The following is a 15,117-nucleotide window of genomic DNA, read 5'->3' as shown; positions in this document are numbered from 1 at the left end:
GTTTAGATTTGTTGGTGGAAAATAATCTATGTGTCCCGATATCCCCAATGCCACCGGGGTTGCGTCTGCGTTCGATCACTGAAAAGATCGGGTGCTTCCCGGATCTAAACGATTGGGGAACCCCGTGAATCATGGATACCTCGACCTTTCCCTTCGACAACACCTTTGCCCGGCTTCCGGAGCGATTCTATGCCCGTTTGGCCCCGACGCCAGTATCGAGTCCGCGCCTTGTTCGTCTGAACGACGCCCTGGCACGGCAGCTGAGCCTGGACCCGGCGCAGCTGACGTGCGCAAGCGGCATCGAGGTGTTCGCAGGCAACGTGGTACCCGAGCATGCAGATCCCCTGGCCATGGCTTATGCCGGATTTCAGTTCGGCAGCTGGGTGCCCCAGCTGGGAGACGGCCGGGCCATATTGCTGGGGGAACTGATCGACTGCGATGGGCAGCGGCGTGATGTTCAGCTCAAGGGCGCGGGGCGTACACCGTTCTCCAGGATGGGTGACGGCAGGGCGGGGCTGGGTCCGGTGTTGCGGGAGTACATTGTGAGTGAGGCGATGGCCGCACTGGGTATTCCGACCACACGCTCACTGGCGGCGGTGCTGACCGGTGAACAGGTAATCCGCGAGAACAACCTGCCCGGTGCCGTGCTGACCCGAGTCGCCAGCAGTCATATCCGGGTCGGCACCTTCCAGTACTTTGCCGCTCGCCGCGATACCGAGGCGCTGGCACTGCTCGCGGATCATGTGATCCAGCGACACTACCCCGACCTGACCTCGGTGGACGAACCTTATCTCGCACTGCTGGGTGCGGTGATCGAGCGCCAGGCGGCCCTGGTGGCGCAGTGGCAACTGATCGGGTTTATCCACGGCGTGATGAATACCGACAACATGTCTATCGCCGGCGAGACCATCGATTATGGCCCCTGTGCATTCATGGATACTTACCATCCAGAGACGGTCTACAGTTCGATCGATCACATGGGCCGTTATGCCTATCAGAACCAGCCGCCGATCGCACACTGGAATCTGGCAGGTCTCGCCCAGGCGCTTTTGCCTCTGTTGAGTGAGAACGAAGATGAAGCGGTGGAGAAAGCCACTGCCGCCATCGACACCTTCTCCGAGCGTTTCAAGGCATCCTACGCGGCTGGCCTGCGGCGTAAATTGGGTCTGCCCACGGTCGATGCGGGCGATGAAGCGCTCGGCAGCGACCTGCTAGAACGCATGGCCCGAAACAAAGCCGACTTCACCCTGACCTTCAGGTATTTGAGCGCGTTGTCGCAGACGCAAAATGATGCCGACAAGCCCGTGCGTGCACTGTTTGAAGATCCGGACGGGTTCGACCAGTGGGCAGTACTCTGGCGGAGACGTCTGGCGCATGACGGCGTTGCCGACAGCGAACGCCAGGATCAGATGCGCAAGGCCAACCCTCTCTATATTCCGCGGAATCACCTGGTCGAGGCTTCGATTCGTGCTGCAGAAGGTGAAGACGACCTGGCACCTTTTAATCGCCTGGTGACCGTACTGGCATCGCCTTATCAGCAGCAACCCGGTGCCGACGCCTACGCTGAACCCCCACGGCCGGAACAGGTGGTGCATCAGACATTTTGCGGGACCTGAAAAGTCAAAACCTGACTTATAATAAGGGTACCGTAAGATAGGACTGACTCTGATAGGAGAGACGATATGAATCTAGCACTTGTTTTTCGTATATCTGGTGTAATTCTTATTCTGAATGGTATTTCGATGTTCTTCATGCCTGTGATGGCGGTGGGCATGTACGGCTGGGAAGAGAGCGGGCCGCTGATAGTCGTTATCCGCGCACTGGGCGTCTCATTTCTTGGTACCGGTATATTGGCGCTGATGCTGCCGGTTTGGATCGAGAACAAACTTGCTTCCGCTGGCATGCTGTGGGGGGTAATCAATCTCGCCTGGGTTGCCCACATTGGATATGATCTTTATGCCGCAAATATCTCCGGTGCGGCTGCTGTTGCTAATCTGATATTGACAGCAATTCTTGCAATACTGTTCTTCGTAATGAGTTCCCGCCACTCGAACTAAGACCGCGCAACAGCACATAACTGGTTTTAAGAAGACCCTGCGATTGCGGGGTCTTTTCTTTTTGGAAGCAAGTTCTATCTTGCTTTGTTCGACGTGCATGGCCGATTCGGAGGCATAGCGACCAGGCCCATGCAGCAGCTGGGCTTAAAACTTGCCCAATTTAGTCCCTCGGGATTAAGGTAAGAGATTCTGGTCAATTTAGAGCTTACCGAGCGTTATGCTGGCTACGAGTGAAATCGAGAGTTATCGCGAAGACGGGCTAGTAATACCGCGTGACTTTCGATTGTCTGAGACTGAGCTCGATTGTCTACATGATGCAGTCGATAGCGTCATTCGCGCCAACCCCGACACACCGACGGATTTTCTGTTTAATGTGCATCTGGACCGATTGCCGCCGCTGCGACTTGTTGGCCACAGTGCCTTCACCAGCTTGGTTACTCGTCACGAAATCCTGGATATGGTTGAACAGCTGATCGGGCCCGATATCATTAATTGGGCGACCCATCTTTTCTGTAAGCAGGCAACGACGGGGCGGGAAGTGCCGTGGCACCAGGATGCGCAGTACTGGCCGATCCGCCCACTTCGAACCTGTACGGTTTGGGTTGCGATCGACCGGACGACCCAAGCCAATGGCGCGCTGCGTTACATCCCCGGTTCGCACAAAGCAGGTATTTACTCTCACCGCACGGACAACAGCCCGGACCTGACCCTGCATCAGATCATTGACGACCCAAAATTTGAGGAAGACAAAGCCCGCTATGCGGAACTTGAGCCCGGACAGATCTCATTGCACGATGTGCATCTTCTGCATGGTTCCGATGCGAACCCATCGGGGGAACGCCGGGCAGGATTTGCGATACGTTACATGCCGTCGACCTCGGTACTGCGGCGTGATCTGGATATGAGCCAGATCAGCAAACTGGACTGGACCCAGATACCACTTTCGCTGGTCAGAGGCCGGAACCGGCACGCGGACAACGATCTTGAGATCGGACATCGATCCGGTTCGGTCGGATAAGCTCGAGCAGTCAACGCCCACGGCAGCACTGATAGTATGACAAAGCGAACCATAAGGATCGGCGGTGCCAGCGGGTTCTGGGGAGAAGCCGCAATGGCCACGCCCCAACTGCTTGCAGCCGGCGGATTGGATTACATCGTTTACGACTACCTTGCCGAGATCACGATGTCGATCATGGCAAGAGCCCACGCACGAGATCAGAACCGTGGTTTTGCCACGGACTTTATCGACGCGGTACTGCAACCGCATCTGGCCGACATGGCCGCTCAGGGTGTGAAGCTGATATCCAACGCCGGCGGGATTAATCCCCAGACCTGTGCCGCTGCGGCCACGTAACTTATCGATGATGCAGGTCTTGACCTGACCGTGGCTGTCGTCAGCGGTGATGATCTGATGGCCCATAAGGGGGCCTTCGCCGACCGGAGAATTACTGAGATGTTCTCCGACCAGAATTTCCCAGATCCTAAAGACATCGCGAGCATCAACGCCTATCTGGGTGCGTTTCCCATCGCTCAGGCCCTGGCTCTGGGCGCTGATATCGTGATTACGGGCCGCTGTGTCGACAGTGCCGTGACGCTGGGTGCGTGTATCGATGCGTTCGGCTGGAAACCCGATGAGTTCGATCGTCTGGCCGGGGGGTCGCTCGCCGGTCACATACTCGAATGCGGTCCGCAGGCCACGGGCGGCAACTTTACCGACTGGCATAAAGTAGCGGGTTCACTGGCCGATATCGGTTATCCCATCGCAGAAGTGTCCGCCGATGGGTCGTTCGTGTGTACCAAACCGGAGAATACCGGCGGGCTGGTTACCGTCGCCACCGTGGCGGAGCAGGCGCTCTACGAGATCGGTGATCCTCAGGCTTATGTACTGCCGGACGTGGTCTGTGACTTTTCCAGAATTCGGATCGAACAGCAGGGACCCAACCGGGTTCTGGTGCGGGGTGCGGCAGGGTACACGGCGCCGGCGGCCTACAAGGTGTGTGCCACATACGCGGATGGATTTCGAGGGGGTCAGCTGCTGACCTTCAATGGTTTTAATGCCCGGTCAAAAGCCAGCGTATTCGCCGACGCGGCCATCGCCCGGGCAAACAAGCAGATCGAAGCCCAGCAGCTTGGCGATTTCACGGAAACCAGCATCGAGATACTCGGCGGTGTGCCCGAGAAATATCTTGGCAGTCACGCGGGTGATTACCAGGAGGTGACCCTCAAGATTGCAGCCCGCCACCGGTCGGCGGCCGGTATTGGTGTTCTTTTAAAAGAGATAACGGGTCTGGGTCTGGCAACGCCGCCGGGCTTGTGCGTTTTTGCCGGTGGACGGCCAAAGCCCTCACCCGTTATTCGTCTGTTCTCTTTTTTGCTTCCCAAAGGGGAGCTCAGCGTGCGCATCCACTGGGGTGGGGACAGCATTGACCATACGGTTGCGCCGGTTCTGACTTCAGAACCTGCTGTGCCCGTACCGCATACGTTGTCGCCGTGCCCCGAAGCACAAGGCGTGTTGACCCCGGTGCCGCTGATCCGGCTGGCTTATGGGCGCAGTGGTGACAAGGGTGACCAGGCCAATATCGGCATCATCGCCCGCCAGGCCGAATACCTGCCCTATATCTGGACCGCATTGACACCGGAAGTGGTGGCCAATTGTTTTTCGCACTTTCTCGACGGGCGGGTAGAGCGCTTTCTTTTGCCCGGAATACATGCCATCAATTTCGTGCTGCACGATGTGCTCGGTGGCGGCGGTATTGCCAGTTTGAGAAATGACGCGCAAGGCAAAGGTTATGCTCAGATCCTGCTGGCCCAGCCTATCGATCTGCCAGCGCCGCTTGCGGAGCGAATCTCATGACCCAGTACCGTTCCCGCATTGATCCCGCCAGCGAAGGATTCGCTGCCAACCGCGAACAGATGCTTGCCCTGGTGGAGAAGTTGCGCAGCCTGGAGACACGCGCACACGATCTGTCGGAGCGCCGCCGCCCGCGTTTTGAGGAACGCGGTCAGCTTACGCCGCGTGAACGATTGTCGGGCCTGCTGGATCCGGGCCTGCCGTTTCTTGAGCTTTACAACATGGCCAACTATCTGGTCGATGACCAAGACCCGGACAGCAGTATTCCCGGGGCCAGCATGATCTGTGGTATCGGCTTTGTCAGCGGTGTGCGCTGTACGGTGTTCGTCGACGACAGCGGCATCAATGCCGGTGCTTCGACCACCACGTCTGTGAGCAAAGCACTGGGTGTTTTGCGTGTGGCACAGGAACAGAAGCTGCCCCTGATCCACCTGGTGGAAAGCGCAGGCGCCAACCTGATGCGCTACACCGTCGAACTCTGGGCCAATGGTGGCGGTATGTTCCACGGCCTGGCTCGCCTCAGTGCTGCGGGCATACCGACCATTGTGGTGTTGCACGGTCCATCAACAGCCGGTGGCGCCTACCAGCCGGGCATGAGTGATTACGTCGTCGGTGTAAAGAAAAACGGGATGGCGGCACTGGCCGGCGCCGCGCTGTTGAAGGCCGCGACCGGTGAGATCGCCGAAGACGCACAGCTCGGCGGATCGGAGATGCATGCGTCGGTCTCCGGACTGGTGGAATATCTGGCCGAAGACGACAGCCACGGCCTTGAGATCGCACGTGATCTGATCGGCCGGCTGGACTGGAACAGTGCCTGCCCGCGCCCTGAACCAAGATCGTTCCAGGAACCTGTCTTCAGCCCGGACGAGATTGCCGGCGTTGTGCCGCTGGACTACCACAAACCCTACGATGTCCGGGAGGTCGTGGCGCGTATTGTCGATGGTTCTGATTTTGTCGACTTCAAGCCCCGTTACGGCGTATCGACGGTGTGTATCCAGGCTGATATTTTTGGTCAATCCTGCGGACTGGTCGGCAATAACGGTCCCATCGACCCCAATGGTGCGACCAAGGCCGCACAGTTCTTTCAGTTATGCGATCAATCCAACCTGCCGATCATATTTCTCAATAACACGACCGGTTATATGGTGGGCACAGAGTATGAACACGCCGGCATGATCAAACATGGATCAAAGATGATCCAGGCGGTCTCCAACGTGAAAGTGCCGAAGATCTCGCTCTATATCGGCGCCAGTTTTGGTGCCGGAAATTACGGCATGTGTGGCTATGCCTATGAACCCGATTTTCTGTTCACCTGGCCCAATGCCACTACCGGCGTCATGGGCGGTGAACAGGCGGCACTGACCATGGAGCACGTGATGATCAATTCTGCCCGGCGCCGCGGCAAAGAGATCGACACTGCAGCGCTTGAGGCACAGAAACAGGCCATCATCGAGCACTATGACCGGCAGTCCGATGCGTTCTACACCTCAGGTCGTTTGCTTGATCACGGCATGGTCGATCCGCGGGATACCCGGAAAGTCCTGGGCTTTGCGCTTCAAACCTGCTGGGAGTCACGCAATCGAACACTGCGGCCCAACAGCTTTGGTATTGCACGGCTGTAAGACGATGTCTGCTCTGCCGCCCACTAGGACCATCGAAACGGATGTCCAGCATGCTTGGCTCACGATTTGGCTGAACCGGCCAGAATCCCGCAACGCGCTGAATGAAGAAATGACCATCGAATTGCGCAACACCCTGCAAGTGGTTCAGGATGACCGGTCTGTTCGAGGCATCACCCTGCGCGGACACGGCGGGGTCTTCTGTGCCGGTGGAGATCTGAAGGCTTTTCAGTCAGATTTTCAGGGCGGGGCGGAGTCACACCAACTGGTGGCGGCAGCGAGTCGTAGAGCAGGCGAACTGTTCCGCTTGGTGAATGAGATGCCGCAGGTGGTCGTGATCCTGGTCGAAGGTGCGGCCATCGCCGGTGGGCTGGGCCTGGCCTGCGCAGGCGATCTGGTTGTGGTGACCCGCGAGTCGCGGTTTGCACTGACGGAGACCACGCTGGGCATTGCCCCGGCCCAGATCGCGCCGTTTGTCGTTCAGCGCCTGGGCTTGTCGGCGGCCCGGCGTCTTATGCTGACTGCTGCCCGTTTCGACGGCGAGGAAGCGCAGAGAATCGGACTGGCAGATCAGGTCGTAGACGATGTGGATGCCTTGGATGAGGCAGAACTGAAAATCAGGGCCCGGGTGATGCGCTGTGCACCGGGTGCGAACGCAATGACCAAGGAACTGGTTCTTGCAGCGGCCCGACTCGAACCCCAGGCGATGCTGGATCTGGCGGCAGAGCGCTTTGCCGAGGGTATGTTGAGTGACGAAGGCAGAGAAGGGATCTCAGCGTTCATCGAAAAACGAAAACCCAGCTGGTCGGACTGACGACCGACGGTCAACGCAGCGGTGGATAGATTTAACAGCATACTGATCGCCAATCGGGGTGAGATTGCCGTACGGGTGATGCGAACGGCGACTGCACTGGGATACCGGAGCATTGCGGTTTATTCGGAGGCCGATGCACTCGCGCCGCATGTGCGCCAGGCTAATGACGCGGTCTGCATCGGACCGGCACCGGTCGCACAGTCCTATCTCGATATTGAGCACATGCTGGCGGCGGCGCGGGAAACGGACGCCGGTGCGATTCATCCAGGGTACGGGTTTCTGTCTGAAAATGCTGACTTTGCGGCAGCCTGCGAGGCAGCAGGTATCGTGTTTATAGGTCCCAGCGCAGCTGCGGTGGAACTGATGGGGAATAAGGCACGCGCCAAAGCCCATATGGCATCGGCCGGTGTTCTCTGCGTGCCGGGTTACGCAGGGGAGGACCCGTCCGACGATGCGTTTATTGAAGCGGCCAGCCGGATTGGTTACCCGGTGATGATCAAGGCTGCGGCAGGTGGCGGTGGGCGGGGCATGCGCCAGGTGGACGATCCGGCGGCGTTGACGAAAGCCCTGGCCCGGGCCCGCTCGGAGGCCCAGCACGCATTTGGTTCGGACGAGGTCATCCTGGAAAAAGCCCTGCAGGGGCCACGCCACGTTGAAGTACAGATCATGGCGGATGAACAGGGTCACGTGATTCACCTGGGTGAGCGTGACTGCTCAGTCCAGCGACGCCACCAGAAAGTCATTGAGGAGGCACCGTGTCCCGCGATGACGGACAAGTTGCGTTCCGCTATGGGGGAGACCGCGGTCACGGCGGCCAAGAGTATCGGTTACCGTGGTGCAGGTACCGTCGAGTTTCTGCTCGATGAAGGCGGCGACTTCTTCTTCCTGGAGATGAATACCCGGTTGCAGGTCGAACATCCGGTCACCGAGATGATTACTGGACTCGATCTGGTGGCGATGCAGATTGATATTGCACAAGGCCTACCGCTGACACTAACCCAGGCGGATGTTCAGTTCAGCGGTCACGCCATCGAAGCCCGACTGTACGCTGAAGATCCGAGCCGTGGTTTTTTACCCTGTACTGGCACAGTGGCGCTGTGGCAGCCTGGCAGGGCCGAGCATGTTCGCATCGATGCGGGCATCGACAACGGCCTTCAGATCGGTCCTCACTATGATCCGATGCTGGCCAAGTTCATTGCCTGGGGCGATGACCGGGAGAGTGCGCGGCGCAGGTTGGCCGATGCACTGACAAAGACCGTGCTGTTCGGGCTGACGACAAACCGGACGTTTCTCGTCGATGTGCTGAATCGTCCGGCTTTTGCCGACGGTTGTGCGACCACGGCATTTATCGATCAGGCTTTCGGACCAGAGGATCTGTCGCCGGCGGTACCCGGCGTCGAACACGCAGCTGTGGCAGCGGTCATGCAGTATCGATGGCAGCGGGACGCGGCCCGACAGCGGGCTCTGTTGGTACCTGCCGATCTGCTGGGCTGGTCCAGCACCGGTTCGCTGGTATCGCGTTACCGCTATGGGCTCGCCGGGAACGCGCTCGACCTGACCGTGAGTGCCAGGGGTGATGATTATCGGGTGCGATCTGAGGGTGCTGAAATAGCCGTTCGCATGGTGGCTGACAGCGAGAACAAGGCTCGCATTGAAGTTGACGGACGCACCATTGAGGTTGTTTATGAAGCGCAGAGTCAAACTCGTGCGTACCTCTTCATGGATGGCGAGGCCTGGTGTTTTGATAACCAGATGGTTGCGGCTGCACTGTCAGAGACGCAAGCCGGCAACGGCCGCGTGCTGGCGCCGATGCATGGCCGGGTCACCGAGATTATGGTCAAAGCAGGTGATGTGGTCCGGAAGGGTCAGCGCCTCGCGAGTCTTGAAGCGATGAAGATGGAACACGAGATCGATGCGCCGGTAGACGGTACAGTCGAACAGGTGGTGTGCGCACTCCAGGTTCAGGTGGCCATCGACGACGTGCTGTTCGAGATCAGCTAAGACATGCGGTCAAGTGAACAGCCAGGAATCAACAGGGGAACACTATGAAATCTGCCGTGTGTGAAATGTTGGGCATCGAGTTTCCGTTACTGGCCTTTAGCCATTGCCGGGACGTGGTCGCTGCCGTATCCCGTGCGGGGGGTATGGGAGTGTTTGGTGCGGTCCGTTATTCGCCCGAGCAGCTGCGCGAAGAACTCACCTGGATCGACGATCATTGCGGGGGCAAGCCCTATGGCGTTGATTTGATTGTGCCCAACCGGTTTGAGGGCAAAGGTGAGGAACTCGACAGTGTCGATCTGGTCAAGGCCCTTCCCCTGAGCCATCGTGATTTTATTTCCGGCGTTCTCCAGGCACATGATATTGACGGCGGTGCTCTGGATGAAGAAGAGAATGGCCGGTTGAATTTTGCCCGCAATCTGGAAGAGGCCGGTGCCGCCGACATGCTGGATGTCGCTTTCTCGTTTCCGATCCGTCTCATAGCCAACGCTCTGGGTACGCCGCCACGCGTGATGATCGATCAAGCCAAGTCCCGCGATGTGCCGGTAGCCGCGCTGGTCGGTACTCGGGTCCATGCGGTTGCTCAGATCGCGGCCGGCGTGAATATTCTGGTTGCTGTGGGGGGTGAGGCCGGTGGTCACTGCGGAAATATCTCGACCATGGTGCTGATTCCCGAAGTGGTTTCCGTCGCGGGGGACACACCGGTGCTTGCGGCTGGTGGGATCGTCACGGGCCGACAGATGGCGGCTGCGATGGCCATGGGAGCAGCCGGCGCCTGGTGTGGTTCGGTTTGGTTGACGACGGTCGAGGCCGAACCGTTGCCGGTGATCAAGGAAAAGCTGCTGTCTGCAACGTCCAGCGATACCGTACGCAGCCGTTCTCGAACCGGCAAACCTTCACGCCAGCTACGCTCACCCTGGACCGATGCCTGGGAGCAAGGCGATCAGGCGCCTTTGCCGATGCCGTTGCAGTCACTGCTGGTGGAACCCGCACTGCTGCGGATCGACAAACTCGCCCAGAGCGGTCATGCCGGCGCCCGGGATCTGGCAACCTACTGGGTTGGTCAGGGGGTCGGATTGATGAACCAGGAAAAAACAGCGGCGGCGGTGGTGCAGGAATTCAAGGTAGATTTTTTGGATGCCTGCGAACGTTTAACCGCCAGCCTGGAGGCTGCGGCCTAGAGGGTCTGCCAATGTTTCAGCAACCGCTCGATTTTCGGGACGAAAGCGAAGCGCTCTTCCAGTTAGTCGATAAACTGAGCGATGACAAGCTCTGTCGTCAGACGCAGTTCAAGCACTGGACCCTCAACGACATTGTTACGCATCTGCACATGTGGAACTGGGCGGCGGATTTGTCGCTGACCGATGAATCGGCACTGCTTGAATTTATCGGGCGGGTCAAAGCAGCGATTCCTCAGATCGGCATGCGGCAGTTCGAAACTGATTGGGTCGACGGTCTTGCCGGCCGGGCGCTGGTCAGCAGGTGGCGCGAGTATTACAGCGATATGGCAGCCCGCTGGGTCGATGCTGACCCGAAGGCCCGCCTGAAATGGGCCGGACCCGACATGAGTGTGCTGTCGAGTATTACCGCCCGCCTGATGGAAACCTGGGCGCACGGGCAGGCCGTTTATGATCTGCTTGGAGTCAAGCGAGTGGATACAGACCGTATCCACAACATTGCGGTGTTGGGGGTGAATACATTCAAGTGGACTTTTCTTAACCGCGGCTGGACAGTTCCGGATCAGGTACCCCAGGTCGAGTTGGTGGCGCCCTCCGGCGAGTGCTGGAGCTGGAATGAATCCAATCCGGATGATCGGATCAGCGGGTCGGCCACCGAGTTCTGCCAGGTGGTCACCCAGACCCGAAATATCGCAGATACCCAACTGATGGTTTCAGGTCCGGTCGCTGAACGCTGGATAGCCAACGCCCAGTGTTTTGCAGGGCCGCCTGAGACACCACCCGCTGCCGGGACACGCGCAGCATCCAACATAGTAGACTGACACAGAGTAACTGGTGCGCGTTTAACCACAATGCGCTGTGGAGGATGGTGTGGGTCCATTGAAAGGATTGAAGGTTGTCGAGATGGCAGGAATCGGGCCCGGCCCGTTTTGTGCCATGTTACTTGCCGATATGGGTGCGGACGTTGTTCGGGTAGACCGAAAGAGTCCTACGGCAGGTTTTGATAAAGACTATCAAATTCTTAATCGCGGACGGCGCTCGATTGCGCTTGATCTAAAAGATCCAGACGATCTTGAAACCGTACTCAGGTTGATCGAGAAAGCCGATGCCCTGGTCGAAGGATTTCGGCCAGGTGTTATGGAACGACTGGGTCTGGGTCCCGATGTCTGTTTTATGCGGAATCCGGCGATCGTCTACGGCCGTATGACGGGTTGGGGGCAGGCGGGTCCGCTGTCTCACGCCGCTGGACACGATATCAACTACATCGCGTTGACCGGTGCGTTGCACGCCATCGGAAACGTTGACCAGGGTCCGGTGCCGCCGCTCAATCTGGTGGGGGATTTTGGCGGCGGTGCTATGTATCTTGCCTTTGGGCTGATGTGTGGCCTGCACGAGGTGCAATCCTCCGGGCAGGGTCAGATCGTTGACGTGGCCATGACCGATGGTGCTGCCCATTTGATGGCCATGATGTACAGTCTGAAACATAGTCAAATGTGGTCGGATGTCCGTGGTTCCAACTTCCTTGACGGTGGTGCACACTTTTATGGGACATTCGAGTGTGCCGACGGCGAGTGGGTGGCCATTGGTTCAATTGAGCCACAGTTTTATGCGCTGTTGCTGGAAAAAGCCGGTGTGGACGATGAACGCTTCAAACGACAGATGGACGCTGCGAACTGGCCGGCGCTCAAAAACGCACTGGCGCAAATTTTCCGCAGCAAGACACGGGATCAGTGGTGCGCCCTCATGGAAGGTACGGATGTGTGTTTTGCGCCGGTCCTGTCCATGACCGAGGCGCCCGGTCATCCCCACAACATGGCGCGGCAGACGTTCGTTGAATACGACGGTGTAGTGCAGCCCGCACCGGCACCACGTTTCAGCCGAACCGAACCGGAACTCAGCCGCAGTCCACCCGCGCCGGGTGAGCACACGGCGGAGATCCTTAAGGACTGGGGGATCGGCCTGTCCTGAACCGTTCGTCGCACAGTGCCGGCAGAATTTACTGACGCTTATAAACTGATGGAGATAAACAATGGGCAATTTTTCCGATAAACGGGTGGTGATTTCTGGTGCCAGCCGCGGCATCGGGTTGGCGATTGGCAAACGGCTTGCAGCCGATGGTGCGAGCATTGCCATTCTGGCCAAGACTGCAGAACCCCACCCTAAATTGCCAGGCACCATCTATACCGCCGCCGAGGAGATTGTCCAGGCTGGCGGCAGGGCGCTGCCACTGATTACGGACATTCGAAGCGAAGAGCAGGTGCAGGCAGCCGTTGCCGAAACTGTGCAGGCATTTGGCGGCATTGATATCTGTATCAACAACGCCAGTGCGATCTCATTAACCCCGACCGCACAGACTGAAATGCGCAGGTTCGATCTGATGTTTGGCGTCAACGTGCGCGGAACATTCATGCTGTCGCGCGAATGCCTGCCTCACCTCCTGGAAGCGGACAACCCCCACATATTGAACATTTCCCCGCCACTGGATATGCAGCAGAAATGGTTCGCACCCAATGTGGCCTACACCATGTCGAAATTCGGGATGAGTCAGTGTGTGCTGGGTATGGCCGGGGAACTGGCCGATAAAGGTGTTGCTGTAAATGCCCTGTGGCCGCACTCGGTGATTGCCACGGCGGCAATCAGCAATGTCCTCGCTGGTGACGCCGCATTGGCCTATTGTCGCTCGCCACAGATCATGGCGGATGCCGCGGCGGCGATACTGGCAAAGGATTCGCGGGAATTCAGTGGTAACTTCTGTGTCGATGATGTGTTACTGGCGCAGGAAGGTGTCACCGACTTCAGTGGTTACCGCATGGATCCGGAGAAGCCACTGTGGAGCGATTTTTTTGTGCCGGATGGCACACCTGAAATCGAGCCACTGCTGGCGGTTGGCAATCCCGCGCCGTAGTTTCAACCCGACTCGAACCCGCAATCGATACATCGAGGTAATTCATCATGTTCGATCTCAGTCCCGTTCTTGACCAGTTGTCGGTTCCGGGTAATTTCGATATCGCAGTGCCGGAGTATTTCAACTTTGGTGTTGATGTCATTGATGCGCGCGCCGCTGACGGCGACAAGACAGCGTATATCTGGGTAGACCGTTCGGGTTCCGTGGTCGAGCATCATTCGTTTTCGGATCTCAGCCAGGCGTCAACCCGATTTGCCAACGTGCTGCATCAGATTGGTGCCCGCAAGGGTGACTGTGCAGTCGTGATCATGCCCCGCGTGCCGGCCTGGTACGAGGTGGTCATCGGTTGCATCAAGGCAGGTGTAGTGGCGATGCCGGGGACCAATCTGCTGACCGCAAAGGACATCGAATACCGGATCAACAAATCAAACGCCACAGTGGCCGTGGTATCCATGGAACACGTCTCTAAGATTGAGACGATTAAGGACCACTGTCCGACACTGCAGCACCTGATCCTGATTGGGGGTGAACAGGACCGCTGGATCAGTTACGACAAAGCGTGCGCTGAAGCAGGTGCCCAGGCCGATCCGGGTGCTGTGGTGCATTCCCGAAGTGATGAAATGATGATGGCTTATTTCACATCCGGTACCACGTCGCTACCTAAATTGGTGCCGCGCGATCATGGCTATGCGCTGGGCCATGTGGTGACGGGCAACTACTGGATGGACCTGACGGAAAACGACGTTCACTGGACACTGTCCGATACCGGTTGGGCCAAGGCCGCCTGGGGTATGCTGTTCCCGCAATGGTTGTTCGGAACTGCAGTGGTGCTCTATGACGGTGATGCGAAATTCGATGCCGATATTCACCTGCGGCTCATCGGTGAGCTCGGTGTCACCACATTTTGTGCACCGCCCACGGTCTACCGGCTGTTCGCGCAAATGGACTTGTCCGGTTATGACCTCGGTTCGCTGCGCCATTCTCTGAGCGCCGGCGAACCGCTGAACCCGGAAGCGATCAGAATGTGGAAAGATGTTACCGGCACCATGGTGCATGACGGGTATGGACAGACCGAAACCGTCAATATTGTTGCCAATGTCCCGGGTATGGAAATCCGGCCCGGCTCCATGGGCAAGCCTGTTCCGGGCATGGATGTCCAGATTGTCGATGGTGACGGCAAGATCTGTGATGACGGTGAAATAGGGCACATCGCCTTGCAGGTCGGCGGTGTTCAGCCGCTGGGCCTTTTCGACGGTTATTACGAAGACGAGAAAAATCTCAACCGGGATTCATTCCAGCATGGCTGGTATTACACCGGCGACACCGCGACCCGCGATGCTGACGGCTACATCTGGTTTGTCGGGCGCTCTGACGACATCATCAGTTCTGCCGGCTACAGGATCAGCCCGTTCGAGGTCGAAAGCGTCTTGCTGGAACACCCCGCGGTGGTCGAGTCTGCGGTCGTTGCCAAACCCGATGAACTCCGCGGTGAAATCGTTAAGGCCCATATTGTGGTGGCTGAAGGATACGAACCCGACGACGCACTTAAAACACTGATTCAAGACTATGTCAAAGAGACCACTGCGCCGTATAAATATCCCAGGGAGATCGAATTTCGTGAGAGCCTGCCCAAGACGATCTCGGGAAAAATAAGGCGTGTTGAACTGCGCGAAGAATCTTGACCGGCTGCGTCCA

11 protein-coding genes and 1 pseudogene are annotated in these 15,117 nt (G+C 58.0%); all 12 read left to right on the top strand.

The genetic code is table 11. The annotated features are described in order from the left end of the window. Positions 1–131 precede the first annotated feature (131 nt). The 12 genes and pseudogenes from MK323_07715 to MK323_07660 all read left to right on the top strand — a co-directional run bounded on the left by MK323_07715 (position 132) and on the right by MK323_07660 (position 15,104). Positions 132–1,616, top strand: a complete 1,485-nt coding sequence (locus MK323_07715; protein MCH2482047.1) for a YdiU family protein — start codon at positions 132–134, stop codon at positions 1,614–1,616. 66 nt (positions 1,617–1,682) lie between these two features. Next, positions 1,683–2,057: a hypothetical protein gene (locus MK323_07710; protein ID MCH2482046.1), complete on the top strand. Its 375-nt coding sequence runs from the start codon at positions 1,683–1,685 to the stop codon at positions 2,055–2,057. Positions 2,058–2,274: 217 nt separating this feature from the next. After that, positions 2,275–3,075 carry a phytanoyl-CoA dioxygenase family protein gene (locus MK323_07705; protein MCH2482045.1) on the top strand — a complete coding sequence of 267 codons (801 nt, stop codon included), beginning with the start codon at positions 2,275–2,277 and terminating at the stop codon, positions 3,073–3,075. A 36-nt stretch (positions 3,076–3,111) separates the two neighbouring features. Then, positions 3,112–4,911: pseudogene (locus MK323_07700) on the top strand (DUF1446 domain-containing protein). Further along, a complete protein-coding gene (locus MK323_07695) occupies positions 4,908–6,530 on the top strand; it encodes an acyl-CoA carboxylase subunit beta (protein MCH2482044.1) in 1,623 nt (540 codons plus the stop codon). Before MK323_07700 ends, MK323_07695 begins: the two are co-directional and overlap by 4 nt. A gap of 4 nt (positions 6,531–6,534) precedes the next feature. After that, the gene (locus MK323_07690) at positions 6,535–7,341 is read left to right on the top strand and encodes an enoyl-CoA hydratase-related protein (protein ID MCH2482043.1); all 807 of its coding nucleotides are present in this window, start codon (positions 6,535–6,537) and stop codon (positions 7,339–7,341) included. A 78-nt stretch (positions 7,342–7,419) separates the two neighbouring features. After that, complete coding sequence (locus MK323_07685) at positions 7,420–9,342, top strand: ATP-grasp domain-containing protein (protein ID MCH2482042.1); 1,923 nt, start codon at positions 7,420–7,422, stop codon at positions 9,340–9,342. A 44-nt stretch (positions 9,343–9,386) separates the two neighbouring features. Continuing rightward, positions 9,387–10,520, top strand: coding sequence for a nitronate monooxygenase (locus tag MK323_07680; protein ID MCH2482041.1), 1,134 nt, complete (start codon positions 9,387–9,389; stop codon positions 10,518–10,520). Between the two features lie 11 nt (positions 10,521–10,531). Beyond that, a complete protein-coding gene (locus tag MK323_07675) occupies positions 10,532–11,338 on the top strand; it encodes a TIGR03084 family metal-binding protein (protein ID MCH2482040.1) in 807 nt (268 codons plus the stop codon). Between the two features lie 82 nt (positions 11,339–11,420). After that, positions 11,421–12,485, top strand: a complete 1,065-nt coding sequence (locus tag MK323_07670) for a CoA transferase (protein ID MCH2482039.1) — start codon at positions 11,421–11,423, stop codon at positions 12,483–12,485. 61 nt (positions 12,486–12,546) lie between these two features. Next, positions 12,547–13,422: an NAD(P)-dependent oxidoreductase gene (locus tag MK323_07665; GenBank protein ID MCH2482038.1), complete on the top strand. Its 876-nt coding sequence runs from the start codon at positions 12,547–12,549 to the stop codon at positions 13,420–13,422. A gap of 47 nt (positions 13,423–13,469) precedes the next feature. Next, positions 13,470–15,104: an AMP-binding protein gene (locus MK323_07660; protein MCH2482037.1), complete on the top strand. Its 1,635-nt coding sequence runs from the start codon at positions 13,470–13,472 to the stop codon at positions 15,102–15,104. The last annotated feature ends 13 nt before the right edge of the window (positions 15,105–15,117 follow it).

It is taken from the genome of Gammaproteobacteria bacterium (genome assembly GCA_022450155.1).
Lineage (GTDB): Bacteria > Pseudomonadota > Gammaproteobacteria > Arenicellales > UBA868 > REDSEA-S09-B13.
Note: the sequence above shows the minus strand (reverse complement) of the source record. Positions and strands in the feature narration are given on the sequence as shown.